This window comes from Pannonibacter sp. Q-1 (assembly GCF_054073275.1).
Genome location: NZ_JBSXNB010000006.1, coordinates 35,503 through 60,578, shown reverse-complemented (window position 1 = coordinate 60,578; position 25,076 = coordinate 35,503). Strand labels below are relative to the sequence as shown.

Annotated in this window: 22 protein-coding genes and 1 other annotated feature; of the genes, 14 read left to right on the top strand and 8 right to left on the bottom strand. The window is 63.3% G+C overall.

Annotated elements, in window-relative coordinates:
- Nucleotides 1-9: 9 nt before the first annotated feature.
- From ACVNHC_RS17405 to ACVNHC_RS17370, 8 genes are all read left to right on the top strand, one after another.
- The gene (locus ACVNHC_RS17405; RefSeq protein WP_050472566.1) at nucleotides 10-1,086 is read left to right on the top strand and encodes an ABC transporter ATP-binding protein; all 1,077 of its coding nucleotides are present in this window, start codon (nucleotides 10-12) and stop codon (nucleotides 1,084-1,086) included.
- Nucleotides 1,086-1,958, top strand: coding sequence for a carbohydrate ABC transporter permease (locus tag ACVNHC_RS17400; protein ID WP_050472523.1), 873 nt, complete (start codon nucleotides 1,086-1,088; stop codon nucleotides 1,956-1,958). Before ACVNHC_RS17405 ends, ACVNHC_RS17400 begins: the two co-directional genes overlap by 1 nt.
- Before the next feature lie 83 nt (nucleotides 1,959-2,041).
- The gene (locus tag ACVNHC_RS17395; protein WP_244274474.1) at nucleotides 2,042-2,818 is read left to right on the top strand and encodes a carbohydrate ABC transporter permease; all 777 of its coding nucleotides are present in this window, start codon (nucleotides 2,042-2,044) and stop codon (nucleotides 2,816-2,818) included.
- A 17-nt stretch (nucleotides 2,819-2,835) separates the two neighbouring features.
- Nucleotides 2,836-3,108 (top strand): DUF2160 domain-containing protein, encoded by a 273-nt coding sequence (locus ACVNHC_RS17390; protein WP_050472524.1) that lies wholly within the window; start codon nucleotides 2,836-2,838, stop codon nucleotides 3,106-3,108.
- 49 nt (nucleotides 3,109-3,157) lie between these two features.
- Nucleotides 3,158-4,864 carry an ABC transporter substrate-binding protein gene (locus ACVNHC_RS17385; RefSeq protein WP_122521958.1) on the top strand — a complete coding sequence of 569 codons (1,707 nt, stop codon included), beginning with the start codon at nucleotides 3,158-3,160 and terminating at the stop codon, nucleotides 4,862-4,864.
- Nucleotides 4,865-4,989: 125 nt separating this feature from the next.
- On the top strand, nucleotides 4,990-6,522 hold the full coding sequence (gene glpK / locus ACVNHC_RS17380; RefSeq protein ID WP_457168335.1) for a glycerol kinase GlpK: 1,533 nt from the start codon (nucleotides 4,990-4,992) through the stop codon (nucleotides 6,520-6,522).
- A gap of 478 nt (nucleotides 6,523-7,000) precedes the next feature.
- Nucleotides 7,001-7,056, top strand: a sequence feature (sul1 is cis-regulatory element that is thought to sense ions involved in sulfur or methionine metabolism; They are found in Alphaproteobacteria).
- A gap of 78 nt (nucleotides 7,057-7,134) precedes the next feature.
- The gene (locus tag ACVNHC_RS17375; protein WP_122521956.1) at nucleotides 7,135-8,619 is read left to right on the top strand and encodes a SulP family inorganic anion transporter; all 1,485 of its coding nucleotides are present in this window, start codon (nucleotides 7,135-7,137) and stop codon (nucleotides 8,617-8,619) included.
- Nucleotides 8,620-8,633: 14 nt separating this feature from the next.
- On the top strand, nucleotides 8,634-9,488 hold the full coding sequence (locus ACVNHC_RS17370) for a universal stress protein (protein WP_457168332.1): 855 nt from the start codon (nucleotides 8,634-8,636) through the stop codon (nucleotides 9,486-9,488).
- 55 nt (nucleotides 9,489-9,543) lie between these two features.
- On the opposite strand, the gene ACVNHC_RS17365 is transcribed toward ACVNHC_RS17370, so the two are convergent.
- From ACVNHC_RS17365 to ACVNHC_RS17335, 7 genes are all read right to left on the bottom strand, one after another.
- Nucleotides 9,544-10,677, bottom strand: coding sequence for a Gfo/Idh/MocA family protein (locus ACVNHC_RS17365; protein WP_457168330.1), 1,134 nt, complete (start codon nucleotides 10,675-10,677; stop codon nucleotides 9,544-9,546).
- A 15-nt stretch (nucleotides 10,678-10,692) separates the two neighbouring features.
- On the bottom strand, nucleotides 10,693-11,484 hold the full coding sequence (locus ACVNHC_RS17360; protein WP_457168329.1) for a sugar phosphate isomerase/epimerase family protein: 792 nt from the start codon (nucleotides 11,482-11,484) through the stop codon (nucleotides 10,693-10,695).
- A gap of 39 nt (nucleotides 11,485-11,523) precedes the next feature.
- A complete protein-coding gene (locus ACVNHC_RS17355) occupies nucleotides 11,524-12,603 on the bottom strand; it encodes an ABC transporter ATP-binding protein (RefSeq protein WP_457168327.1) in 1,080 nt (359 codons plus the stop codon).
- A gap of 4 nt (nucleotides 12,604-12,607) precedes the next feature.
- The gene (locus ACVNHC_RS17350) at nucleotides 12,608-13,495 is read right to left on the bottom strand and encodes a carbohydrate ABC transporter permease (protein WP_050475224.1); all 888 of its coding nucleotides are present in this window, start codon (nucleotides 13,493-13,495) and stop codon (nucleotides 12,608-12,610) included.
- Nucleotides 13,492-14,415, bottom strand: coding sequence for a carbohydrate ABC transporter permease (locus tag ACVNHC_RS17345; protein ID WP_082206157.1), 924 nt, complete (start codon nucleotides 14,413-14,415; stop codon nucleotides 13,492-13,494). Before ACVNHC_RS17345 ends, ACVNHC_RS17350 begins: the two co-directional genes overlap by 4 nt.
- 110 nt (nucleotides 14,416-14,525) lie before the next feature.
- Complete coding sequence (locus tag ACVNHC_RS17340; RefSeq protein ID WP_457168324.1) at nucleotides 14,526-15,758, bottom strand: ABC transporter substrate-binding protein; 1,233 nt, start codon at nucleotides 15,756-15,758, stop codon at nucleotides 14,526-14,528.
- Between the two features lie 426 nt (nucleotides 15,759-16,184).
- Nucleotides 16,185-17,204 carry a LacI family DNA-binding transcriptional regulator gene (locus ACVNHC_RS17335; RefSeq protein ID WP_457168322.1) on the bottom strand — a complete coding sequence of 340 codons (1,020 nt, stop codon included), beginning with the start codon at nucleotides 17,202-17,204 and terminating at the stop codon, nucleotides 16,185-16,187.
- A gap of 270 nt (nucleotides 17,205-17,474) precedes the next feature.
- On the opposite strand from ACVNHC_RS17335, the gene ACVNHC_RS17330 reads away from it, so the two are divergent.
- Together ACVNHC_RS17330 and ACVNHC_RS17325 are read left to right on the top strand one after the other, a co-directional pair.
- Nucleotides 17,475-18,545: a sugar phosphate isomerase/epimerase family protein gene (locus tag ACVNHC_RS17330; RefSeq protein ID WP_457168320.1), complete on the top strand. Its 1,071-nt coding sequence runs from the start codon at nucleotides 17,475-17,477 to the stop codon at nucleotides 18,543-18,545.
- Nucleotides 18,546-18,559: 14 nt separating this feature from the next.
- Nucleotides 18,560-19,732, top strand: coding sequence for a Gfo/Idh/MocA family protein (locus ACVNHC_RS17325; RefSeq protein WP_457168318.1), 1,173 nt, complete (start codon nucleotides 18,560-18,562; stop codon nucleotides 19,730-19,732).
- A 270-nt stretch (nucleotides 19,733-20,002) separates the two neighbouring features.
- On the opposite strand, the gene ACVNHC_RS17320 is transcribed toward ACVNHC_RS17325, so the two are convergent.
- Nucleotides 20,003-21,118, bottom strand: a complete 1,116-nt coding sequence (locus ACVNHC_RS17320; RefSeq protein ID WP_457168316.1) for a Gfo/Idh/MocA family protein — start codon at nucleotides 21,116-21,118, stop codon at nucleotides 20,003-20,005.
- A 98-nt stretch (nucleotides 21,119-21,216) separates the two neighbouring features.
- On the opposite strand from ACVNHC_RS17320, the gene ACVNHC_RS17315 reads away from it, so the two are divergent.
- From ACVNHC_RS17315 to ACVNHC_RS17300, 4 genes are all read left to right on the top strand, one after another.
- On the top strand, nucleotides 21,217-22,038 hold the full coding sequence (locus tag ACVNHC_RS17315) for a MurR/RpiR family transcriptional regulator (RefSeq protein WP_457168314.1): 822 nt from the start codon (nucleotides 21,217-21,219) through the stop codon (nucleotides 22,036-22,038).
- 117 nt (nucleotides 22,039-22,155) lie between these two features.
- On the top strand, nucleotides 22,156-23,097 hold the full coding sequence (locus tag ACVNHC_RS17310; RefSeq protein WP_457168312.1) for a sugar ABC transporter substrate-binding protein: 942 nt from the start codon (nucleotides 22,156-22,158) through the stop codon (nucleotides 23,095-23,097).
- Nucleotides 23,098-23,193: 96 nt separating this feature from the next.
- Complete coding sequence (locus ACVNHC_RS17305; protein WP_374631023.1) at nucleotides 23,194-24,291, top strand: ABC transporter permease; 1,098 nt, start codon at nucleotides 23,194-23,196, stop codon at nucleotides 24,289-24,291.
- Nucleotides 24,291-25,070 (top strand): ATP-binding cassette domain-containing protein, encoded by a 780-nt coding sequence (locus ACVNHC_RS17300; RefSeq protein WP_050475231.1) that lies wholly within the window; start codon nucleotides 24,291-24,293, stop codon nucleotides 25,068-25,070. Before ACVNHC_RS17305 ends, ACVNHC_RS17300 begins: the two co-directional genes overlap by 1 nt.
- Nucleotides 25,071-25,076 lie beyond the last annotated feature (6 nt).

Sequence of the window (25,076 nt, the reverse complement as noted above, 5' to 3'; positions counted from 1 at the left end):
GAGGGACCCATGGCCAAGATCACGCTCGACAATCTCGCCCATTCCTACAATCCGCGCCCGAAGAACGAGGACGACTTTGCGCTCAAGGAACTGAACCACGTCTGGAACGATGGTGAGGCCTATGCGCTGCTCGGCTCGTCCGGCTGCGGCAAGTCTACGCTTCTCAACATCATCTCCGGCCTGCTGGTGCCGAGCCAGGGCCGCATCCTGTTCAATGACACCGATGTCACCGAGAAGGCGACGGCGGAACGCAACATTGCGCAGGTGTTCCAGTTTCCGGTTGTCTACGACACGATGACGGTGCGCGGGAACCTTGCGTTTCCGCTGAAGAACCGGGGAGCGAGCGCTGCCTATGTCGCCGAGCGCGTGCAGAAGATTGCCCGGATGATCGGCATGGAAGAGGTGCTGGACCGCAAGGCCCGCGGGCTGACCGCAGATGCCAAGCAGAAGATCTCGCTCGGCCGCGGCATGGTGCGGGAGGACGTCAACGCGCTGCTCTTCGATGAGCCGCTGACCGTGATCGACCCGCACATGAAGTGGGAACTCAGAACGCAGCTGAAGTCGCTGCATCACGAGTTCGGCCACACGATGATCTATGTGACGCATGACCAGACCGAGGCGCTGACTTTCGCCGACAAGGTGGTGGTGATGTATGACGGCCGGGTGGTGCAGATCGGCACGCCGCAGGAACTGTTCGAACGGCCGGCCCACACATTCGTCGGCTATTTCATCGGCTCGCCGGGCATGAACCTGATGGATGCCAAGGTCGAGGGCAACTCGGCCTATGTGAACGGGGCAACCATTCCGCTCGGCCACGGCTACTCAGGCCTGGACGGCAAGATCCAGATCGGTGTGCGGCCCGAGTTCGTGCGCCTGTCGGAAAGCGAAGGCCTGCCGGTGAAGGTGCGCCGCGTCGAGGATGTGGGGCGGCACAAGATCGTCCGGGCCGAGTTCTTCGGTGCTGACATCAACATCATTGCGGGCGAAAGCGACCCCGTCACATCCGGCATGACCCGCGTGGTGTTCGATCCCGCGCATGTCAATGTCTATGCCAACAGCTGGCGCGTTACGGGGGAGGCGGCCTGATGGAAAAGACAGTCAATCACAAGGCCTGGTTCCTGGTCCTTCCCGTGCTTCTGCTCGTCGCCTTCTCGGCGGTGATCCCGCTCATGACGGTGGTCAACTATTCGGTGCAGGACACGTTCGGCAACAACAAGTTCTTCTGGGCCGGCGTCGAATGGTTCGATGACATGCTGCATTCCAAGCGCCTCTGGGATGCGCTTGGCCGCCAGATGATCTTCTCGGCCGTGATCCTCGCCATCGAAATCCCGCTCGGCATCTTCATCGCTCTCAACATGCCCAAGCGGGGCTTCTGGGCCTCTTTCTGCCTCGTCCTCATGGCGCTGCCGCTGCTCATTCCGTGGAATGTGGTGGGCACGATCTGGCAGATTTTTGCTCGTGTCGATATCGGCCTGCTGGGCGCGACGCTTCATGGCCTGGGCATCTCCTACAATTATACGCAGGATGCCGTCGCCGCCTGGGCCACAGTGATCGTCATGGACGTCTGGCACTGGACGTCGCTGGTGGCGCTGCTGGCCTATGCCGGTCTGCAGTCGATCCCCGATGCCTATTATCAGGCGGCAAAGATCGATCAGGCGAGCCGCTGGAGCGTGTTCCGCTACATCGAGCTGCCCAAGATGCAGGGCGTCCTGATGATCGCCATACTGCTGCGGTTCATGGACAGCTTCATGATCTACACCGAGCCCTTCGTGGTGACGGGAGGCGGGCCGGGCAACTCGACGACGTTCCTGTCCATCGACCTCGTCAAGATGGCGCTTGGCCAGTTTGACTTGGGACCGGCCGCTGCCTTCTCGATCATGTACTTCCTCGTGATCCTGCTGATTTCCTGGGTGTTCTACACCGTGATGACCAACCTCGACAAAAGGGAGGGCTTCTGATGGGTGCCGCAACCATGACCGCTGCCATTCCGGCCCGGCGCCGCAGCTCTGCCCGCATCGGCATCAGCTCGCGTGCCGTGGTGATGGCTCTCTATCTGATCTTCCTGCTGCTGCCGATCTACTGGCTCGTCAACATGAGCCTGAAGACCAACACGGAGATCCTGTCCACCTTCTCGATGTGGCCGCAGAACCCGACGCTGGCCAATTACATCACGATCCTCACGGATCCGAGCTGGTACATGGGCTATGTCAATTCGCTGATCTACGTGGTGATGAACACGGTGATCTCGATCACCGTGGCGCTGCCGGCAGCCTATGCCTTCTCGCGCTACACGTTTCTCGGCGACAAGCACCTGTTCTTCTGGCTGCTGACCAACCGCATGGCCCCGCCGGCCGTGTTCGCGCTGCCCTTCTTCCAGCTTTATTCCTCGGTCGGACTGTTCGACACGCATATCGCCGTCGCCCTGGCGCATTGCCTGTTCAACGTGCCGCTGGCGGTCTGGATCCTGGAAGGCTTCATGCGCGGTGTGCCGAAGGAAATCGACGAGACTGCCTATATTGACGGCTATTCCTTCGGCCGCTTCTTTGTGAAGATCTTCATGCCGCTGATCGCGAGCGGCATCGGCGTGGCCGCCTTCTTCTGCTTCATGTTCTCCTGGGTCGAACTGCTGCTGTCGCGCACGCTCACCTCGGTGAATGCCAAGCCGATCGCGGCCACCATGACCCGTACGGTCTCGGCGTCGGGAATGGACTGGGGCGTGCTGGCAGCTGCCGGTGTGCTGACCATCATCCCCGGTGCGCTGGTGATCTACTTCGTCCGCAACTACATCGCCAAGGGCTTTGCCCTGGGCCGCGTCTGATCTGAGGGAGAACAGATATGGACTGGATGGCCTGGACTGCTCCGACCGCGATTTTCTTTGCGACGATAGCGGCGCTGCTGGTGATCTTCACCGTGCTGGCGATCCGCTTTCCGGAGACGCCGCGCACCGGTGTGCTGCGGATCGAGACGACCCGGGGGGACCGTCTCTTCATAACCCTTCTGGGCTCAGCCTTCATCACGCTTGGCTGGCTCGCCGCCTTCGGCGCTCCCCTGTGGGGGGCTCTGATCGCCTGTCTCGTTTATGCCCTTGCGGTTTTCCGCTGGGTCTGACGGGCAGGTAACCTGATCTCACGATCATGAAACTTCGGGAGGAAATGGAATGAGAGTGTTTTACACCTCCACCGCCATGGCGCTCGCCATGCTGGTTGGAAGCGGAAGCGCCTTTGCTGACATGGAGGCAGCAAAGAAGTTCCTCGACGCGGAAATCGGCGACATGTCGGCGCTGTCACGCGCCGATCAGGAAGCCGAGATGCAGTGGTTCATTGACGCTGCCGCTCCGTTCAAGGGTATGGACATCAAGGTCGTTTCCGAAACGATTACCACCCATGAATACGAAGCCAAGGTGCTGGCCCCGGCCTTCACTGCGATCACCGGCATCAAGATCACCCACGATCTGATCGGTGAAGGCGATGTGGTGGAGAAGCTGCAGACCCAGATGCAGTCGGGCGAGAACATCTACGACGCCTACATCAATGACTCGGATCTGATCGGCACCCACTGGCGCTACCAGCAGGCCCGCAACCTGACCGACTGGATGGCGGACGAAGGCAAGGATGTCACCAATCCGGGCCTCGATCTCAATGACTTCATCGGCATCAAGTTCACCACCGGCCCGGACGGCAAGCTCTACCAGCTGCCCGATCAGCAGTTCGCGAACCTCTACTGGTTCCGGTATGACTGGTTCAACGACGAGAAGAACAAGGCGGACTTCAAGGAGAAGTACGGCTATGAGCTCGGCGTGCCGGTGAACTGGTCGGCGTATGAGGATATCGCCGAGTTCTTCACCGGCCGGGAAATCGACGGCAAGAAAGTCTATGGCCACATGGACTACGGCAAGAAGGACCCGTCTCTCGGCTGGCGCTTCACCGATGCCTGGCTGTCGATGGCCGGTGCCGGCGACAAGGGCGAGCCGAACGGCCTTCCGGTCGATGAGTGGGGCATCCGCGTCAACGAGAACTTCCAGCCGGTCGGCTCGTGCGTGGCCCGTGGTGGCGACACCAACGGCCCGGCTGCGGTCTACTCGATCGCCAAATACATCGAGTGGCTGAACAAGTATGCGCCTCCGGCCGCTGCCGGCATGGTGTTCGGCGAAGCCGGTCCGGTGCCTGCCCAGGGCGAAATTGCCCAGCAGATCTTCTGGTACACCGCCTTCACCGCCGACATGGTCAAGCCGGGCCTGCCGGTTATGAACGAGGATGGCACGCCGAAGTGGCGCATGGCTCCCTCGCCGCATGGCGTGTACTGGGAAGAGGGCATGAAGGTCGGCTATCAGGACGCTGGCTCCTGGACGCTGATGAAGTCCACCCCGGTGGACCGTGCCAAGGCGGCCTGGCTCTATGCCCAGTTCGTCACTTCCAAGACCGTGGATGTGAAGAAGAGCCATGTCGGCCTGACCTTCATCCGCGAATCCACTCTTGCGCATGACAGCTTCACCGAACGCGCTCCGAAGCTTGGTGGCCTTGTCGAGTTCTACCGCTCGCCTGCCCGCCTGCAGTGGTCGCCGACCGGCACCAACGTTCCGGACTACCCGAAGCTGGCCCAGCTGTGGTGGCAGAACATCGGTGACGCCTCCTCCGGTGCAAAGTCCCCGCAGGAAGCCATGGATGCGCTTTGCGCAGAGCAGGAAAAAGTGCTGGAGCGCCTGGAGCGTGCCGGTGTGCAGGGCGATATCGGCCCGAAGCTGAACGAGGTGCAGAGCGCCGAGTTCTGGTTCGACCAGCCGGGCGCGCCCAAGCGCAAGATCCCGGACGAGAAGGAACAGCCGGTTACCGTTTCCTATGATGAGCTGATTGCCTCGTGGAAATAAGTAATTAGCTATCGACAATCAGGGGCGGGGCCGTAAGGTCCCGCCTTTGGGCTGACCGGATCCTGGCGGAAACCGCCGCGGAGCCCGGTTTCATCGAACAACAAGATGCTCCCGTCTCACACGCCATGGCGGAGGGGGCTTCTGCGGCTGGTGCAATCGAGGAGGCTGACTTGACCCATATTCTTGCCATTGACCAGGGCACGACTTCGAGCCGCGCGATCCTCTTCGACAAGCACATGAAGGTGGTTGCGAGCGCGCAGGAGGAATTTCCGCAGATCTATCCCCAGTCCGGCTGGGTGGAGCATGATCCGGCGGACCTGTGGTCGACGACGGCCGGTTCCTGCCGCGCTGCGATTGAGCGCGCCGGGCGCACGGGCCGCGATATTGCCGCCATCGGCATCACCAACCAGCGTGAGACGACGCTGGTCTGGGACCGGAGCACCGGCCAGCCGGTCTATAACGCCATCGTCTGGCAGGACCGCCGCACGGCGGACCTGTGCCGTGAGCTGAAGGACGAAGGCCATGAAGCCACGGTCAGCGCCCGCACCGGCCTGCTGCTGGACCCCTATTTCTCCGGCACGAAGCTGAAGTGGATCCTCGACAACGTGGAGGGCGCCCGTGCCCGCGCCGAAAAGGGCGAGCTGCTGTTCGGCACGGTGGACAGCTTCCTCATCTGGAAGCTGACGGCAGGTGCCGTTCATGCAACGGACGCCACCAACGCTGCCCGCACGCTGCTGTTCGACATTCACAAGGGCGATTGGAGCGCGGAAATCTGCGAGCTTCTCGATATTCCCATGGGGATGCTGCCGGAAGTGAAGGATTGCGCCGCCAATTACGGAAATGCCCGCGCCGACCTCTTCGGCCACGAAATCCCGATCATGGGTGTGGCCGGTGACCAGCAGGCCGCGACCGTGGGGCAGGCCTGCTTCAAGCCGGGCATGCTGAAGTCCACCTATGGCACCGGCTGCTTTGCCCTGCTCAACACTGGGGACAAGCCGGTCGTCTCGCAGAGCCGGCTGCTCACCACCATTGCCTATCAGATCGGCGGCAAGCGCACCTATGCGCTGGAAGGCTCCATCTTCATCGCCGGTGCCGTGGTGCAGTGGCTGCGCGACGGGCTGAAGATCATCCGCGAAGCCAAGGAAACCCAGCCGCTGGCCGAGCAGGCCGATCCCGGCCAGCACGTGATCATGGTGCCGGCCTTCACCGGCCTCGGTGCGCCTTACTGGCGCCCGGACTGCCGCGGCGCGATCTTTGGCCTCACGCGCAACTCCGGCCCCGCCGAGTTCGCCAAGGCGGCGCTGGAAAGCGTCGGTTATCAGACCCGGGACCTGCTGGAGGCCATGCAGGTGGACTGGACGGATGCAGCCGGAAAGCCCGTGCTGCGCGTCGATGGCGGCATGAGCGCCAGCGACTGGGCCATGCAGTTCCTCTCCGACATCCTCGGCGCCCCTGTCGACCGGCCGCAGGTTCTGGAGACGACGGCGCTGGGTGCTGCCTGGCTCGCGGGCATGGCAGCTGGCGTCTATCCGGACATGGAAGGCTTTGCGGAAAGCTGGGCCATCGAAAAGCGCTTCGAGCCGGCCATCGGCGAAGACGAGCGCCAGCGCAAATACGGCGCCTGGAAATCCGCCGTCGCCGCGACCATGAGCCTTTGAAGGCTGGCTGGGATAGATGGTTTAGCCTCTGGCAAAGGTCTTCAGCCTCTCACATGGGTTGAGGCGGTAGCCCGCAGTGACACATCTGGTTTATGACAGGACGCTTCCGCCCCCCTCCCCCTGGTGGGGAGGGGTTAGGGGCGGGGGGCTCTGAAGCAGCAAATATCTGAAAGATAGACGTTTTCTATACAGACTATCAGAAATAACAGCGTCGGGATTATTGGGTTCTTTGCCCTCCGGAAAGGCATTTCCCCCCACCCCCTTGCCCCTCCCCACCAGGGGGAGGGGGGCTGAAAGGCCGTGCTGGAGCAACCCAAATGCCGCCCTTCCCCACGCCGTGGACGGCTGCAGACAAGATGTATGCATGCAGTAGCTGAAGGTGGGAGAGAATCTGATGCCCAGCCGATCTTGTCTCAATTTGCGCGCTTGTGATGTTGCATCGCAGCGTCTGCCGGGTTAGGTAAAATCCCATAAGTCATCAGGACCCGGTGCAATTCCGGGTGGCTCTTCCGGCCGCCGATCCGCCGGACAATTCACGTGATCCCGCATCCATACAGTTTGAACTGGCCGGTTTTCCGCCAGTGATGCCCCGATCATCTGAACGGATTTCCCATGATCTCACTCTCCGCATACCGGAACCAGTGGTTCGGCAACACCCGCGCCGATCTCGTCTCGGGCCTGCTTGTGGCCCTTGCCCTCATCCCCGAGGCCATTGCCTTTTCGATCATCGCCGGGGTTGATCCCAAGATCGGCCTCTATGCCTCCTTCTCCATTGCCGTCATCACCGCCATTGCAGGCGGGCGTCCGGGCATGATTTCCGCCGCGACGGCGGCAACGGCCGTGCTGATGGTCACACTGGTGAAGGAGCATGGCCTGCAATATCTGCTGGCGGCGACCATCCTTGCCGGTGTGCTGCAGGTGGGGGCAGGGCTGCTGCGGCTGGGCCATGTCATGCGCTTCGTCTCGCGCTCGGTGATGACCGGCTTCGTCAATGCGCTGGCGATCCTTATCTTCATGGCGCAGCTGCCGGAACTGATCGGCGTGACGCCGCTGACCTATGTGATGACGGCGGCCGGTCTCGGGATCATCTATCTGTTCCCCTACATCACCCGTGCGGTGCCATCGCCGCTCGTCTGCATCTTCGTGCTGACAGGCCTTGCCATCTGGTTCGGCCTAGATGTGCGCACGGTCGGCGATATGGGCGAACTGCCCTCTACCCTGCCTGTGTTCCTCCTGCCGGATGTGCCGCTGACGCTGGAAACCTTCCTGATCGTGCTGCCTTACTCGGCGGCTGTTGCGGCCGTGGGCCTGCTGGAATCCCTCATGACCCAGCAGCTGGTCGATGAGCTGACCGATACGCCCTCCGACCGCAATCAGGAGTGCATCGGGCAGGGGCTTGCGAATTTCGCCACCGGCTTCATTGGCGGCATGGCGGGCTGTGCCATGATCGGCCAGTCGATGATCAATGTGAAATCCGGCGGGCGCGGCCGCCTGTCCTGTTTCGCGGCAGGCGTCATCCTGCTGTTTCTCATCGTAGTGCTGGGGGATTGGGTGAAGCAGATCCCCATGCCTGCGCTGGTGGCGATCATGATCATGGTGTCGGTGGGCACCTTCAGCTGGTCATCGATCCTCAATCTGCGCAGCCATCCGCGCTCTTCCTCCATCGTCATGCTGGCAACGGTCATCTGTGTGGTGGCAACCCATAATCTTGCCATCGGCGTGCTGGTGGGCGTGCTGCTGTCGGGCATCTTCTTTGCCTGGAAGATCTCCCAGCTGTTCCGCGTCACCTCGGAGCTTTCCGCCGATGGCCGCAGCCGCACCTATGTGGTGGAAGGGCAGCTGTTCTTTGCCTCGGTCGAGGATTTTTATTCAGCCTTCGACTTTCGCGAAGCGCTGGACCGGGTCACAATCGACGTCAGCCGCGCGCATATCTGGGACATTTCCAGCGTCTCGGCGCTGGACATGGTGGTGCTGAAATTCCGGAGGGAGGGGGCGGATGTCACCATCACGGGCCTCAACGAGGCCAGTGAGACCATCGTCGACAAGCTTGCGCTGCATGACAAGCCGGGCGCGCTCGACAAGCTGACGGCCCACTGATGGAGGACAAAGCCATGACAGCCAGAACCATCATCGCCCTCCTGGACGCCTCGGTCTATGCGCCCAGCGTCTGTGAACATGCGGTCTGGGCGGCCTCCCGCCTTGGCCTGCCCGTGGATCTCGTGCATGTGCTGGTGCGCAAGGCCGTGCACAGTGCCGATTACAGCGGCTCCATCGCGCTGGGTGCGCGCACCGCGCTCTTGAGCGAACTGGCCCGCCTGGATGAGGAGCGGGCGCGGGTGGCCCATGAGCATGGCCGCGCCATTCTGGATGATGCCGAGGCGCTGATGCGTGAGCGCGGGGTTGCCGCCGTCTCCAGCCGCCTGAGGCATGGCGAGGTGGTGGAAGCGGTGACCGGAATTGAAGCCGGTGCCGAACTGATCGTTGTCGGCAAGCGTGGGGAGGCGGCGGATTTCGAGACGTTGCATCTGGGCTCCAATCTGGAGCGCCTGGCCCGCAGCGTGTCCCGGCCGCTGCTGGTCGCAGCCCGCAGCTTCCGTCCGGTGGAAAAGGTGCTCGTCGCCTTTGATGGCGGCCCCAGTGTGGTGAAGGCGGTGGACTATATTGCCCGGAGCCCGCTTTTCTCCGGCCTGCATATCCACCTGCTGATGGCCGGCGAGCCCAACACCGCACAGAAGGCGAGCCTGAGTTCGGCCGAAGACAAGCTGAAATCCGCAGGATTTGATGTGCTCACCGGCATTGTGCCGGGCGATCCGGAGCCGGTGATTTCCTCGAATGTGGAGCACAATGGCATCGGTCTGCTGGTGATGGGGGCTTATGGCCACTCGCGCCTGCGCAGCCTGATCATCGGCTCCACCACGACGCAGATGCTGCGTTCCTGCAAGGTGCCGGTGCTGCTGTTCCGTTAATGCCGGATGGGGCAGGGGCAGCCGTGCTAGCTGCCCCTCATGTCTGCTTTCAGGATCAGAGGAAGACGGCCTCGCCGGTTCCATGCGGCACGGCTTGCGGGCGCTCGCAGGTGGTTTCCAGCGTGATGCGGCGGCCTTCGTCAGAGGCGCGTTCGAGGCTCTCCATGATCTCCAGCACATGCAGAGCCAGCGCGCCATTTGCCCGGTGCGGCCGGCCGGTGCGGATGGCAGCCGCCATATCGAAGACACCCGCCATGCGGTAGTCGGCCACCTCGCGCCCGTCGCGCAAGGGGCGGTTGGGGGCGCCGAAGGGCAGGTGCGAGATGTCCTGCGCTTCCCACTCGCCGTTGAGCGCCGACAGCAGAACCTCGCCGCCGAAGAAGTTCGGATCCGGGTTGAGGATGCTGCCTTCCGTGCCGTAGAACTCGATCGGCTTGCGCCCGTGCTTCCACACGTCCCAGGAGGCGGTGAAGGCGACATTGGCGCCATTGGCGAAGGCGAGCACGCCGTTGACCGTGGTCGGCACCTCCACCGTCAGTTCCTTGCCATTGTGCGGCTCGCTGGTGATGACGCGCGTCTCCCGTCCGCGCGAGGCATGGGCCACGACGCTTTCCACCGGCCCCAGGCAATTGACCAGCTGGGTGATCGGATAGCAGCCGATATCCAGCACCGGCCCGCCGCCCCTCTGGAAGAAGAAGAACGGGTTGGGATGCCACATTTCCATGCCGGGGGTGGCGAAGGTGACGGCACCGCCCACCACCTTGCCGATCCTGCCTTCGTCGATCAGCTCACGGGCGCGCTGATGGGCGGCGCCGAGGAACGTGTCCGGTGCAGAGCCAATCCTCAGCCCCTTGGCATCGGCGGAAGCAACCATTTCCTTCGCCTCCGCATAGGTGACGGCAAAGGGTTTTTCGGAATAGACGTGTTTGCCGGCCGCAAGGATCGATCCGCTGACGGCGGCATGGGCCTGCGGCACCGTCAGGTTGATGATCATCTCGATTTCCGGATCGGCCAGCATGGCCTCCACGGTCATGGCTTCAACGCCATAGGCCTCCGCCTTGGCGCGGGCTGCCTCTGCATTGAGATCCGTCACCGCCTTCACCGAAACGATCTGCGATCTGGCGCCGCCGGTCAGATAGGCATCGGAGATGTTGCCGCAGCCGATGATGCCGAGTTTCATGGTCTTCATTTTGGGGGAGTTCCTTCAGGCGCTGCGGGAGGTCTTGGCGGCTTCGCCGGAAAGGCCGGTGAGATAGGCATAGCTTTCGCGGGCAAAGGCGGCTGCATCGGCGGGCTTGTCATGCTCCAGCACCATGAGGCGGACGCCATGGCTGCGGGCGGCTTCGTGCAGCGCCGGCCAGTCCAGCGTGCCTGCGCCCACATTGGCCCAGCCGTCTTCATCAAGATTCTCGCCCTGCGGCGCGATGTCCTTCACATGGATGGCCGACAGCCGGTCCTTGTGCTTTGCCATCCAGGCGAGCGGATCCGCACCGCCGCGCACCAGCCAGGCAAGATCGGCCTCGATCGTCAGCGGAGAACCGGCGGAAGCCTCGATCAGCAGATCAAAGGGGATCGCGCCATCGGCGCTGGGGAACAGCTCCCAATGGTGGTTGTGATAGCCAAGGCCGATGTTATGGCTCTTCATGCGCACGGCCATTTCGCCCAGTTCCACACCGAGCTTGCGCCAGTAGCCGGCGGGCATGCCCTCGCGCTCGCCGGGGGGAACGGCAGGCATGTAGAGCTGGGAGATGCCGATGGCGGCTGCCTGATCCGCCACCCAGTCGAACCGCTCGCGCAGGTCGGCCAGCCCGACGTGACCGGAGGGGGCGGTCATCCCGTGCTGGTCGAGCAGGGAACGGGTTTCGGCGGCATTGGCCAGATGCGAGCCGATGGTCTCCACATGGCTAAAGCCAATGGAGGCCAGCGTCTCAAGCTGACGGGCGAGGTTTCCATAGTCCCGCAGGGAGTAAAGCTGGATGGAGATGATGTCCTGCATGTCGAATGCTCCAGTGAGATGAGGGAAGAAGGGGCAGGGTCAGAGGCGTTCGCCATCCTCGCCGCCAAAGAGGGAAAGCTGGTCCGCGTCAAAGGCGAGGCTGACGGCGGTGCCGAGCGGATAGCTGATGGTGCCGGGCAGGCGGATCTGCAGCGACAGGCTGTCATTGGCGCACCACATCAGATTGTCGGCGCCGTGGGTCTCCAGCAGATCGACCCGGAAGCCCGGCTGTGCATCGGGGGTGTTGACGCGCACATGCTCCGGCCGCACGCCCAGCGTTGCGGCCATGGGCGCACGCACCGGCTCGCGGAAGCGGTACTGGCTCAGCGGCTGGAGGATGCCCGGTGCCGTGAAAACGGGCGCACCGTCACCCGGCTGCACCGTGCCCTCGATGAAGTTCATGCGCGGGCTGCCGACGAAGCCAGCCACGAAGAGATTGGCCGGATGGTGATAGATCTCTGCCGGGGTGCCGAGCTGCTGGATCTTCTGGTCCTTCATCACGGCAATGCGGTCGGCCAGCGTCAGCGCCTCGATCTGGTCGTGGGTGACGTAGATCATGGTCGTGTTCTGCATCTGCTGGTGCAGGCGCTTGATCTCGACACGCAGTTCATTGCGCAGCTGTGCATCGAGGTTGGACAGGGGCTCGTCGAAGAGGAACACATCCGCATCGCGTACCAGCGCCCGGCCAATGGCGACGCGCTGGCGCTGGCCGCCGGAGAGCTGGTCGGGGCGCCGGTCCAGAAGGTGGCTGATCTGCAGCATGTCCGCCGCACGGCTCACCTTGGCGTCGATGCTGGGCTTGGGTGTCTTGGCCATGCGCAGGCCGAAGGACATGTTCTCCCGCACGCTCATGCGCGGGTAGAGCGCGTAGGACTGGAACACCATGGCGATGCCCCGGTCCTTCGGCTCTTCCCAGGTGACGTTGCGCCCGCCGATGTGGATCTGGCCTTCATTGATATCGAGAAGACCGGCGATGGCGTTGAGCAGGGTTGACTTGCCGCAGCCGGATGGGCCGAGCAGGACGATGAATTCCCCGGCCTCGATATCGAGCGACATGCCGTCGAACACCCGGTGCTGGCCGAATGCAACACTGACGTCACGGACTGAAACAGCAGACATGGCGTTATCCCTTGACCGCGCCGGCGGCGATGCCCCGCACGAACCAGCGTCCCGAGAGGAAATAGACCGCAAGCGGAACCAGCGCCGTGAGCATGGTGGCGGCCATGTCCACGTTGTAGGCGCGCTCGCCCTGGGTCGAATTGACGATATTGTTGAGCTGCACCGTCATCGGCAGGTTCTCCCGCCCGGCGAAGGTGAGGCCGAAGAGGAAGTCGTTCCAGATGCCGGTGACCTGCAGGATGGTGGCGACGATGAGGATCGGCGTCGACATGGGCAGGATCACCCGCAGGAAGATCGTCCAGAAGCCGCCGCCATCCACACGTGCCGCCTTGAACAGCTCGATGGGCAGGCCCGCATAGTAGTTGCGGAACAGCAGGGTCATCAGCGGCAGGCCGAAGATGACGTGAACCAGCACGATGCACAGGAGCGAGTTGTAGATGCCGGTGGTGGCGAAGATGCGGACCAGCGGATAGAGGAACACCTGATAGGGCACGAAAGCGCCGATCAGCAGGATGCCGAACATCAGGTTCGCGCCCCGCACCCGCCAGAAGGACAGGGCATAGCCCGTGACGGCGCCCAATGCGACCGAGAAGAACACCGATGGCACGAGGATCTTCAGCGAGTTCCAGAAGCCCGTGCTGATGCCGGAGCAGTCAAGGCCGGTGCAGGCCGAGGACCAGGCACGCAGCCACGGCTCGAAGGTCAGCGCCTTCGGCCAGGCGAGAATGCTGCCAAGCCGGATTTCCTCCATGTCCTTCAGCGAGGTCATGAGCATGATCCACAGCGGCAGCAGGAAATAGAGCGCGCTGATGACCAGGAAGGCGTAGACACCGGCGCGGGCGAGCGTCAGGCGCTGCGGCTTGCGGCCCGAGGGGATGACGGTCTGGCTCATGCGTGCCTCCCGTGTTGCGGGCGGATGTAGCGGGCATAGACCCAGGGGGCGAGAACGCTGGCGACGGCGATGAGCATGGCCGTGGCGGCAGCGGTGGCGAGGCCGATGTTGTTGCGCTCGAAGAAGTGATCCATGACGAACTTGGCCGGCACTTCGGAGGCAATGCCCGGTCCGCCGAGCGTCATGGCGACAACGAGGTCGTAGAGCTTGACCACGCCCGTTGCGAGCAGGACGACGGCTGTGATGATCATCGGCCCGAGCAGCGGCAGCACCACCGACAGATAGGTGCGCCAGACGGGGATGCCGTCGATGCGGGCGGCCTTCCACAGGTCGGCATCAATGCCGCGCAGGCCCGCCAGCATGATGCACATGACAAGGCCCGCGCCATGCCACAGGCCCGCGATGACCAGCGTGTAGATGACCATCTGCGGATTGACGAGCCAGTCGAAGCGGAAGGTTGAAAAGCCGAGGTCGCGGACGATCTGCTGCAGGCCGAGCGTGGGGTTGAGGAACCACTGCCAGGCAAGGCCGGTGACCACGAAGGACATGGCATAGGGATAGAGGAAAACGGTGCGGAACACCGCCTCGCCACGCACATTCTGGTCGATGAAAACCGCCAGCAGAAAGCCGAGGATCAGGCAGCCGGCGATGAAGAGCACGCCGAAGACGGCGATGTTTTCGACCGAGAGCAGGAAGCGTTCATTGGCGAAGAGGCGGGAATATTGCTGCAGACCCACCCAGTCCAGCACAGGCAGAAGCCTGGAACTGGTGAAGGACAGGCGGATGGTCCAGAGCAGGCAGCCCACAAAGACCACCAGAACGATGAGTGCCGTTGGAACGAGGGCCAGCGTGGCTGCCAGATTCCGCCGCCTGCGCGTGCGCACCCGTTCCGGCCGGCCGGCCGGTAGAGCTATGGTCATGACGAGTACCCCTTGATGGGCTCCGGTTGACGGCTCCGGAGGATGGGCTCCGGCAGTGTCACGGTGACATGCCGGAGCCCTGGCTGGGAGCCTTGGGAGCCTGTGCCGGTTCAGCCGGCGGATTGCATCGCGGAAATGAACCGGGCGATGAAGTCATCCGGGGTCATGGACGGGGTGCTCCAGAACTGGGTCACCACATCGCGGGTCGCGCCGACAAGGTCAGGCGATGCGATGAAGTTGATGCTGGGCACCTGCTGCTCGGGGTCCTTCAGGGCGGCCATGCCGGTCTGTGCGCAGCTGTCCATGCCGCTCACATCCACATCCAGCCGCACCGGAACCGAGCCTTTTTTCGTGTTGAAGGTGATCTGGGTTTCGGGATCCAGCATCAGCGTGGCCATGGCGGCCTGTGCTTCCTGGGCGCCCTTGTCGCTGACCTTGGGGAAGACGAAAACATCGCCGCCCATGACATAGCCGCCGGGCATGACGGTGCAGCCGAAGTCCTTGCCCGCTGTAAGCCCAGCGGCCGTGAACTCGCCCTTGGCCCAGTCGCCCATGAGCTGCATGGCGGCCCTGCCGGTGATCACCATGCTGGTGGTGTCGTTCCAGTTGCGGCCGGGGCTGCCCTCGTCGGTCAATGCGCGCAGGGCGGCGAAGGTTTCAGCTGCCTTGCGGAAGCCTTCGCTTTTGGCGGCCTCTGTATCGCGGTCAGCATAGACCTTGTGGAACACGTCCTGGCCCGCTTCCGCCACCAGGACGGCATCGAACAGCAGATGGTCCTGCCAGTTCTGGCCGCCATGGCCGAAGGGCACGATTCCCGCCTCGCGCAGCTTGCCGCCGGCAGCGATCACGTCGGCAAAGGTCTTCGGCGGTTCGACGCCGGCCTTGGCGAGAGCTTCCGGATTGTACCAGAGCCAGTTCTGGCCATGGATATTGACCGGGACAGCATAGAAACTGCCATTGCGCGTCGTCGCGGTGACGATGTCCGGCGGCAGCACATCCCGCCACTTGTTGGCTTCAGCCACCTCATCAAGGGAGCTCAGCATGCCGGTTGCCACCAGCTCGTCGAACTGAAGGCCGGTGTTGAACTGCATCACCGTCGGAGGATTGCCGCCGACAATGCGGTTGATGCCGGCGGTGCGGGCATTGGGGCCGCCGGCAATGGCGGAATCAATCCACTCACCGCCCTTGGCCTTGAAAGAATCTGCAAAAACCTTGATGGATTCGGACTCTCCCCCCGATGTCCACCAATGTAGCACTTCCGCCTTCATCTCGGCGGCCTGACCGGCCGCGGGCATAACCAGGCACATCGCCGTGGCCAGCAGGGCATGACGAAACTTTTTCATATGGTCTCCTCCCATTGAAACGATTTCATGGCCTCTTTGGGTTCTCTGTAATCGTTTACATCATTTTCATAGCACAGGCATGCGCCGCTTGAAAAGGGTAAATATTCGGAAGGACAACCGGGAGGGCGCCGGGGAGGGGCGGTTCGGGGCAGGCTGCAGCAAGATGGCGGACAGCTGAAGTGCTCCCGATGTAGAAGCAGAAGCACAGCTGCACCAAACACTCAGCGTCACCCCGGGCGAAGCGGAGCGCAGATCCGGGGGCCACTCGTTCGCAGAGCGGTGAAGAGTGCTTCCGGTGATGCCTCTGGCTTCGGGCGGGAGCTTGCCGCCATGCGTGTGGTAGCGGCAGCTCTCTGCACGCGAGTGGATCCCGGCTCGCGCTGCGCTTGGCGGGGGCGACTCAGTGCCTGCTGCCTGTTTGCGCGCTCACCTTTCGCTGGCGGGCATTCCCGTGCTGCCGCGTACGACAAGTTCAACCGGCAGGAGCCGGTGCAGGCTGGGCGGGGTGCCGGTTTCGATCAGGTCCAGCAGCACGTCCATGGCTTCCTCGCCGATTTCGCGGCGGGGCTGGCGCACGGTGGTCAATGGCGGAGTGGTGCAGCTGGAGAACTGGATGTCGTCAAAGCCCATCACGGCCACATCTTCCGGCACTTTCAGGCCGCGCCGGGTCAGTTCCATGATCACGCCGATGGCCATTTCATCATTGGCGCAGAAGAAGGCCGTCGGGGGCTCCTCCATGCCATCCATGCTGGCTGCGGCCCTGACACCGCTTTCGATGGAAAAGTCGCCGGGCAGCAGCAGGCCCGGGTCGAGCGGAATGCCCGCTGCCGCGAGCGCAGCAGCATAGCCGTCCTGCCGCTGGCGCGTCAGGATGTTGCGCGCCGGGCCTGCCACATAGGCGATGCGGCGGTGGCCGGCGGCGATCAGATGTTCCGTGGCGAGCCGTGCCGCGGCCTGATTGTCGATGCCGATGAAGGGCAAGCCGGGCATTTCGATTTCCTCGCAGACCGAAATCATCGGCGGCGGGTTGGCCGGAATGCTGCCCGCGGGCCAGGGCAGGCGGCCCGAAAGCAGCACAAGCCCGTCCACCTTGCCCGAGCGCAGGTAGGAAACATAGGTTTCCTCGATGGCCGGATCATTCTCGCTGTTGCCGATGAGCAGACCATAGCCGCGCTGCTGGGCCACGGCTTCCAGCCCGCGCAGGATGCTGGCGAAGAAGGTGTTGCCGATATCAGGCACGATGACGAGAATCATGCGCGTGCTTTTCAGCCGCAGGCTCTGCGCCATGGCGTTTGCGGTGAAGCCGGTGCTGTCGATGGCCGCCAGCACTTTCTTGCGCGTGGCCTCCGCCACCTTCGCCGGATGGTGCAATGCGCGGCTGACGGTGGCGATGGAAACACCGGCGAGGCGCGCAACGTCCTCGATCGTGGCGGTCTTGCTCTGCATGCTGTTCCCTGTCTCTGCCTTGATGCAAGGCTATATGCAACCTCTGACCTATGCCTTGCCAAACTGCGTCTGTAAATGTTTACAGCAACAGTAAAAAGGTTTACATAAGCCATGTAGGCCGTCTGGAGCATGATAATCCACGGCTTGCATCCGCGTTACCCCTGCCGGATGAAATGCAGAAACATGTTCCAGCACGCCAGCCCGGCGTCCTTCCTCAAATGGGTGAGGCGCCGGAACAGGGGGGATTTTGTCATCGCTCGGGAGGTGCGCATGAAAACGATGAAGGGTCCGGGTCTGTTTCTGGCCCAGTTCGCCGGGGATACGGCGCCGTTCAACTCGCTCAAGTCCATGGTGACCTGGGCGGCGGACCTCGGCTATCGCGGGGTTCAGATTCCGACCTGGGACAGCCGCCTGTTCGATCTGGACAAGGCCGCAGACTCTGTTGGCTATTGCGAGGATGTGGCCGGCATCTGCCGGGAGGCGGGCGTCGAGGTCACCGAGCTTGCAACGCATCTTCAGGGCCAGCTTGTGGCCGTTCATCCGGCCTATGACGTGCCATTCGATGGTTTTGCCCCGGCGGCGGTGCATGGCAATCCGGCCGCGCGGCAGGCCTGGGCGGTGGATCAGATGCTGAAGGCAGCCAAGGCCTCGCGCCATTTCGGCCTCAATTCCAGTGTCAGCTTTCCTGGTGCGCTGGCCTGGCCCTATGTCTACCCTTGGCCGCAGCGGCCGGAGGGGCTGATCGAGGCGGCCTTTGATGAACTGGCCCGGCGCTGGCGGCCCATCCTTGATGCCTATGACGAGGCGGGCGTCGATCTGTGCTACGAAATTCATCCCGGCGAGGATATCTTTGACGGCGCCAGCTTCGAGATGTTCCTGGAGCGAGTCGGCGGCCATCCGCGCTGCTGCATCAACTATGATCCGTCGCATTTCGTGCTGATGCAGCTCGACTATCTGGCTTTTATCGATATCTATCACGAGCGTATCCGCGCCTTCCATGTGAAGGATGCCGAGTTCAATCCGGACGGGCGGCAGGGCGTCTATTCCGGCTATCAGCCGTGGATCAACCGCGCCGGGCGTTTCCGCTCGCTGGGCGACGGACAGGTGGATTTCGCCGGTGTCTTCTCCCGCCTCACGGCCCATGGCTATGACGGCTGGGCCGTGCTGGAATGGGAATGCTGCATCAAGCACCCGGAAGACGGCGCGGCCGAAGGGGCGCCCTTCATCGCGGACCACATCATCCGGGTGACGGAAAAGGCCTTTGACGACTTTGCCGCCAGCGGTGCAGATGATGCTGCCAACCGGCGGATGCTGGGTCTTGCCCCGGCTGCGGCCGGCTGAGGGAGGACTGGAACATGGCAATTGAAGCAAGGGGCGGGGCGGGGCAAGGCACCCGCGTGCGCCTTGGCATGGTTGGCGGCGGGCAGGGCGGCTTCATCGGCGCCGTCCACCGCATGGCCGCGAGGCTGGATGGTGACTTTGACCTCGTGGCCGGCGCCTTCTCGTCGGATCCGGAACGGGCACGCCAGTCCGGCCTTGAGCTGGGCGTCGATCCGGCCCGCTGTTATGACAGCTTTGAAGCAATGGCGGCGGCGGAAGCGGCCAGGCCGGACGGCATCGAGGCGGTGTCCATCGTCACGCCCAACCACCTGCATTTCCCGGTGGCCCGCGCCTTTCTGAAGGCTGGCATCCACGTGATCTGCGACAAGCCGCTGACCTCGACGCTGGAGGATGCGGAAGAGCTGGTGAAGCTGGGTGAGGCCAGCGGGCGGCTGTTCGTGCTCACGCACAATTATTCCGCCTATCCCATGGTGCGGCAGGCGCGGGAAATGATCGCCAGTGGCGAGCTCGGCACCTTGCGCCTGGTGCAGGTGGAATATCCGCAGGACTGGCTGACCGAGCCGGTGGAGGAAAGCGGCCAGAAACAGGCCGCCTGGCGCACGGATCCGGCCCGCTCGGGCGCGGGCGGCTGCATTGGGGACATCGGCACCCATGCGTTCCAGCTGGCCACCTTCGTGACGCAGCTTGCCCCTTCTCAAGTGTTGGCCGATCTCAGCACCTTCGTTCCGGGCCGCCGGGTGGATGACAATGTCAACGTGCTGCTGCGGTTTGCGGGCGGGGCGCGCGGCATGCTCTGGGCCAGCCAGGTGGCGCCGGGCAACGAAAATGGCCTGCGCCTGCGCGTTTATGGCGGCAAGGGCGGGCTGGAATGGGAGCAGGAGAATCCGAACCATCTGTGGTTCACCCCCTTCGGCGAACCGCGCCGCCGCCTGACACGCGGCGGGGCAGGCACGGGACCTGCTGCCGCTGCCGTAACGCGTGTGCCCTCGGGCCATCCGGAAGGTTATCTGGAAGCCTTTGCCACGCTCTACCGCGAGGCGGCGGTTGCCATCCGTACGGCACGCGACGGCGGGCCGGTGGCCTTGCCGGAGCATCTGCCGGGCCTCAGCGACGGCCTTGCCGGCCTGCGCTTCATCGACGCCTGCATCCGCTCGTCATCTGCGGGCGGGGTGTGGACGGAGCTGTAAGCTGTTGAAAAATAGGGGCCGGAACATCTGCTGTTCCGGTCCACGCTGAAGGAAAAACCTCTCCTTCGTCATCCCGGCCGAGCGCAGCGCGAGCCGGGACCGGTGAGCCCGGGTCTCCCGGCTATGGCTCCAAAGGCAACCAACTTATACCCCGGCTCACCGGTCCCGGCTCTCACGCTGCTCGGCCGGGATGACGAAGGAGAGGGGAGGGCGGGAAGAGCGCATTCAAGCAAGGCCGGAGCATCCACTGCTCCGGCCTTTTTGCTGATCTTACACACGCACCCGCGTGCCGCTGCGGGCGGCTTCTGCAATGGCGTGGATGACCTTTTCGAATTCCAGTGCCGCTGCGAAATCCGGCCAGGGACGGGTGCCGGTTTCGATGGCGCGGAGAAAATCGGCAGCCTCGATGATCTTCAGGTCGTTGAAGCCGATCTGGTGGCCGGGGGCTGGGCAGAAGGCGCCGTAAACATCGTGATCCGGCCCGGTGAGAATGGTGCGGAAGCCCTGTTCGGCCTTCGGGCCTTCGTTGACGAAGAGCTGCAGCTCGTTCATCCGCTCCTGATCATAGATGATCATGCCCTTGGTGCCGTGGATCTCGAAGCCGAGGCGGTTCTTGCGGCCCCAGGCGGAGCGTGAGGCGGCGAAGGAGCCTTGCGCCCCATTGGCAAAGCGCAGGATGGCGGTGGCCGTATCCTCGTTTTCCACCTTGCCCCGGCCGGTGCCATCGGGCAGGGGGCGGGTTTCATGCACGGTCTGCATGTCGGCGATGAGGCTTTCGATGGGGCCGCAGATGCCGCAGAGCAGGCTGATCAGGTGGCAGCCAATATCCCCCAGCGCGCCAAGGCCTGCTTCGCCAAGCTTTGCCCGCCAGGTCCAGGGCAGGTCCGGGTCGGCCTGATAATCCTCATCCACCGCGCCGCGCACATGCACGATGCGGCCGATCCGCCCCTCCTGCACCAGCTTCTGCGCATGGCGGTAGGCGGGATTGCGGGTGTAGTTGTAGCCGGTCATGGTCAGCTTGCCGGATCGGGCGGCTGCGGCGGCCATCTCTTCGGCTTCAGCCAGCGTGAGGCCCATCGGCTTCTCGCACCACACATGCTTGCCCGCCTCAAGAGCAGCAATCGCCATGTCCTTGTGGAAACGGTTTGGCGTGGTGATCGACACCACGTCCACCTTCGGGTCATTGACCAGCGACTGCCAGTCTCCGGTGGAGCGGGCAAAGCCGAACTGGCTGGCGAAGGCGGCGGCCTTGTCTTCCGGCGTATCGCAGAGCAGTTCCAGCCGCACGTCCTGCACGTCGCCCATCACGGCGCGGGCATTGCGCCAGGCAAGCGCATGCGCCTTGCCCATGAAGCCTGTTCCGATCAGGCCAATCCCCAGGGTCATTGATTTCCTCCCGAAACCAAATAGAATTTTTATTCCATTATTGTCATCCTGCGGCTATCCTGTTTTGTCAAGCAGGATCAACGAACTGGCAAACCGCAATGTCGCACCTCTCCGCCCCGCGCAACATCGAAGCCTTCCATGCCCGTCTGCTGGAAGCGGCGGAAACCCTGCCGAAACGCCTGCGCCAATGCGCGGAATATCTGGCGGCGAACACGGACCGGATCGCCGTTTCAACGGTGGCGGAGATGGCGCTGGCGGCCGGTGTGCAGCCCTCGGCGCTGATGCGATTCTGCAAGATCCTGGGCTTTTCCGGCTATTCGGAGATGCAGCGCCTGTTCCGCGATGCCTATGCGCAGGGCTGGCCGGACTACGCGACACGGCTCAGAAACCTGCGGGAAAGCGGCGCTGGCAGCCCATCCGCCCTGCTGGCGGAGTTCATCGATGCGGGCCGGATGTCGCTGGAAAATCTCGCCAGCAGCGTCGACAGCCGCAATCTGGACAGGGCGGTGAAGATCCTTTCCGAAGCCGGAATGGTGCACCTCGTGGGCCTGCGCCGTGCCTTCCCGGTGGCGTCCTATCTCGCCTATGCCTTTGAAAAAATGGATGTTCCGGCGTTTCTGCATGATGGTGTGGGCAAGCTGGATCACCGCCATGCCATCCGCCCGGGCGATGCGCTGGTGGCCATCACCTTCTCGCCTTACAGCGGGGAAACGGTGGAACTGGCAGAGTTTGCCCGCGGCCAGGATGTGCCGGTCATCGCCATCACCGACACGGTGATGAGCCCGCTGCAGAAACTGGATGCCACGGTGCTGAGTGTGGCGGAAGTTGACTTCGGTGCCTTCCGTGCGCTGTCGGCGACGCTCTCGCTTGCCATCACGCTGGCAGTGGCCGTTGGTGCCGGACGAAAAGCCGCATCATAAAAAAACTGTTGCATCAAACCTAAAAATGGAATGAATATTCCATACCCGACGCCCGGACATATCCGGGCCGGGTGGCCGCCGGGGGGAGCCGGCGGATCCGCACTCTGGGAGGTTATGATGAGAAAAGCGCTTACCGCCGTCGCCGCTGCGGCCATCGCCGTGGCAGGCCTGTCTGCTCCGGCTGCTGCCGAAGGTGAAAAGTTCGTCCTGGTCAGCCATGCGCCGGACAGCGACAGCTGGTGGAACACCATCAAGAATGCCATCGCCGTTGCCGGCGAGCAGATGAAGGTCAGCGTCGAATACCGCAACCCGCCGACCGGTGATCTGGCCGACATGGCCCGCATCGTGGAGCAGGCGGCTGCATCCAACCCGAATGGCATCATCGTCACCATCGCTGACTATGACGTGCTGTCCGGCCCGATTTCCAACGCTGTGGCCAAGGGCATTCCGGTCATCACCATCAACTCCGGCACCATCGAGCAGTCCAAGAACCTGGGCGCGCTGCTGCATGTGGGCCAGCCGGAATATGACGCAGGCTTCGGCGCGGGCGAAAAGGCCAAGGCAGCCGGTGCCACCTCGTTCCTGTGTGTGAACCACTACATCACCAACCCGGCCTCCGTGGAACGCTGCCAGGGCTTTGCCGCAGCGCTCGGCGTGGAACTCGGTAACCAGATGATCGATGCCGGTCAGGACCCGTCCGAAATCCAGAACAAGGTCTCGGCCTATCTGCAGACCAACCCGGACACGGGCGCCATCCTTGCCCTCGGCCCCACCTCTGCGCACCCGACGCTGGCGGCGCTGGAGCAGAATGGCAAGGCTGGCCAGATCTTCTTCGGCACCTTCGATCTGTCCTCCGAAATCGCCACGGCCATCAAGGCTGGCACCATCGCCTTTGCCATCGACCAGCAGCCCTATCTGCAGGGCTACCTGCCGGTGGTGATCCTCACCAACTACGCCCGTTATGGCGTCGTGCCGGGCAACTCGATCAACTCGGGCCCGGGCTTTGTCACCAAGGACAACATCGAACTGGTTGAGAAATACGCCGGTCAGTACCGCTAAGCGGCTGATCTGAGCTGAGGTTTCAGCCCCGGCCGGGGCGGTGTGAAAGCGCCCCGGCCCCTTGCAACAGACGTTTCCTGAAAATCGAGGCAACTCATGACGGACGAGCGCATCAAGCAGGTCTCGGCCCTGCGCCGTGCCATGATCCGGCCCGAGCTGGGTGCGACCACCGGCACCGTTCTGGTCTTCCTTTTCTTCCTTCTGATCGCCGGCAACTCCGGCATGTTCGCGCCGGAAGGCATCATGAACTGGACCGTGGTGTCCGCCCAGTTTGCCATCATCGCCGTGGGCGCCTGCCTGCTGATGATTTCCGGCGAATTCGACCTTTCCGTCGGCTCCATGATCGGCTTTGCCGGCATCGTCATCGCCATTCTGAGCGTCAAATTCGGCTTGCCCGTCTGGGTGTCCATCATCGCGGCCTTTGTCATCTGCGTGACGCTGGGCTGGATCAACGGCATGCTGGTGATCAAGACCGGGCTGCCGTCCTTCATCGTGACACTGGCCTTCCTATACATCCTGCGCGGCCTCACCATCTGGCTGTCGATCCTCACCACCCGCCAGACCATCATCGGCGGCGTCAAGGATCTGGCACAGAACGACTGGCTCGCCTTCCTGTTCGGCGGCGTGATCTTCAAGAACCTCTTTGTCTGGTTCGCTGATATGGGTCTTGTCGGCAAGTTCGTGGCTGGTCCCAAGGCCGGGCTGCCGGTGGTGGAAGGCGTGCCGATGCTGGTGGTCTGGGCGCTGGTGCTCGTCGCCTTCGGCCATATCCTTCTCACCCGCACCAAGTTCGGCAACTGGATCTTTGCCTCCGGCGGTGATGCGCAGGCGGCCCGCTATGTGGGCGTGCCGGTCAACCGGGTGAAGGTGCTGATGTTCATGTTCACCGCCTTCTGCGCCACCGTATTTGCCACCTGCCAGGTGATCGAATTCGGTTCGGCGGCGGCGGACCGCGGCCTGCTGAAGGAGTTCGAGGCCATCATCTGCGTGGTCATCGGCGGGGCGCTGCTCACCGGCGGCTATGGCTCGGTCATCGGCGCGGCGCTGGGCGCCATCATCTTCGGCGTGGTGCAGCAGGGTCTTTTCTTCTCGGGCGCTGAAAGCTCGCTCTTCCGGGTGTTCCTCGGCACGATCCTGATCCTCGCCGTGATCCTCAACACCTACATCCGCCGCATGATCACGGGAGAACGCTGATGTCCGCCCCGCTCATCGAACTGCGCAACATCGAAAAGCATTTCGGCCCCGTGATCGCGCTGGCTGGCGTCAGCTTCGACGTGAAGGCCGGAGAATGCCACTGCCTGCTCGGCGACAACGGCGCCGGCAAGTCCACCTTCATCAAGACCATGGCCGGCGTGCACAAGCCGACCAAGGGCGAGATCCTGGTGGACGGCAAGGCTACGGCCTTCAACAGCCCGCGTGACGCCATGGGTGCAGGCATTGCCACGGTCTATCAGGATCTGGCGATGATCCCGCTGATGTCGGTCACCCGGAATTTCTGGATGGGCCGCGAGCCGGAGAAGAAGTTCGGCCCGTTCCGCTTCATCGACTTCGACAAGGCTAACCGGGTGACGCTGGAGGAAATGGCCAACATGGGCATTCACCTGCGCGAGCCGGAACAGGCGGTCGGCACGCTTTCGGGCGGCGAGCGCCAGACGGTGGCCATCGCCCGTGCGGTCTATTTCGGCGCCAAGGTGCTGATCCTCGACGAGCCGACTTCGGCGCTCGGCGTGCGCCAGACCTCCAACGTGCTGGCGACCATCGACAAGGTGCGCAAGCGCGGTATTGGTGTCGTCTTCATCACCCACAATGTGCGCCATGCCATGGCGGTGGGTGACCGGTTCACCGTGCTGAACCGGGGCAAGACGCTGGGCACCGCAAAACGCGGGGAAATCAAGCCGGAAGAATTGCAGGACCTGATGGCAGGCGGCAAGGAACTGGCTGAACTAGAGGGTTCGCTCGGCGGCACGATCTGATGTGTT

Bases quoted from the DNA above. Each gene is read 5' to 3' on its own strand.
- ACVNHC_RS17405 (WP_050472566.1), top strand. From the start codon at position 10: ATGGCCAAGATCACGCTCGACAATCTCGCCCATTCCTACAATCCGCGC.
- ACVNHC_RS17400 (WP_050472523.1), top strand. From the start codon at position 1,086: ATGGAAAAGACAGTCAATCACAAGGCCTGGTTCCTGGTCCTTCCCGTG.
- ACVNHC_RS17395 (WP_244274474.1), top strand. From the start codon at position 2,042: ATGGCTCTCTATCTGATCTTCCTGCTGCTGCCGATCTACTGGCTCGTC.
- ACVNHC_RS17390 (WP_050472524.1), top strand. From the start codon at position 2,836: ATGGACTGGATGGCCTGGACTGCTCCGACCGCGATTTTCTTTGCGACG.
- ACVNHC_RS17385 (WP_122521958.1), top strand. From the start codon at position 3,158: ATGAGAGTGTTTTACACCTCCACCGCCATGGCGCTCGCCATGCTGGTT.
- glpK (WP_457168335.1), top strand. From the start codon at position 4,990: ATGGCGGAGGGGGCTTCTGCGGCTGGTGCAATCGAGGAGGCTGACTTG.
- ACVNHC_RS17375 (WP_122521956.1), top strand. From the start codon at position 7,135: ATGATCTCACTCTCCGCATACCGGAACCAGTGGTTCGGCAACACCCGC.
- ACVNHC_RS17370 (WP_457168332.1), top strand. From the start codon at position 8,634: ATGACAGCCAGAACCATCATCGCCCTCCTGGACGCCTCGGTCTATGCG.
- ACVNHC_RS17365 (WP_457168330.1), bottom strand. From the start codon at position 10,677: ATGAAGACCATGAAACTCGGCATCATCGGCTGCGGCAACATCTCCGAT.
- ACVNHC_RS17360 (WP_457168329.1), bottom strand. From the start codon at position 11,484: ATGCAGGACATCATCTCCATCCAGCTTTACTCCCTGCGGGACTATGGA.
- ACVNHC_RS17355 (WP_457168327.1), bottom strand. From the start codon at position 12,603: ATGTCTGCTGTTTCAGTCCGTGACGTCAGTGTTGCATTCGGCCAGCAC.
- ACVNHC_RS17350 (WP_050475224.1), bottom strand. From the start codon at position 13,495: ATGAGCCAGACCGTCATCCCCTCGGGCCGCAAGCCGCAGCGCCTGACG.
- ACVNHC_RS17345 (WP_082206157.1), bottom strand. From the start codon at position 14,415: ATGACCATAGCTCTACCGGCCGGCCGGCCGGAACGGGTGCGCACGCGC.
- ACVNHC_RS17340 (WP_457168324.1), bottom strand. From the start codon at position 15,758: ATGAAAAAGTTTCGTCATGCCCTGCTGGCCACGGCGATGTGCCTGGTT.
- ACVNHC_RS17335 (WP_457168322.1), bottom strand. From the start codon at position 17,204: ATGCAGAGCAAGACCGCCACGATCGAGGACGTTGCGCGCCTCGCCGGT.
- ACVNHC_RS17330 (WP_457168320.1), top strand. From the start codon at position 17,475: ATGAAAACGATGAAGGGTCCGGGTCTGTTTCTGGCCCAGTTCGCCGGG.
- ACVNHC_RS17325 (WP_457168318.1), top strand. From the start codon at position 18,560: ATGGCAATTGAAGCAAGGGGCGGGGCGGGGCAAGGCACCCGCGTGCGC.
- ACVNHC_RS17320 (WP_457168316.1), bottom strand. From the start codon at position 21,118: ATGACCCTGGGGATTGGCCTGATCGGAACAGGCTTCATGGGCAAGGCG.
- ACVNHC_RS17315 (WP_457168314.1), top strand. From the start codon at position 21,217: ATGTCGCACCTCTCCGCCCCGCGCAACATCGAAGCCTTCCATGCCCGT.
- ACVNHC_RS17310 (WP_457168312.1), top strand. From the start codon at position 22,156: ATGAGAAAAGCGCTTACCGCCGTCGCCGCTGCGGCCATCGCCGTGGCA.
- ACVNHC_RS17305 (WP_374631023.1), top strand. From the start codon at position 23,194: ATGACGGACGAGCGCATCAAGCAGGTCTCGGCCCTGCGCCGTGCCATG.
- ACVNHC_RS17300 (WP_050475231.1), top strand. From the start codon at position 24,291: ATGTCCGCCCCGCTCATCGAACTGCGCAACATCGAAAAGCATTTCGGC.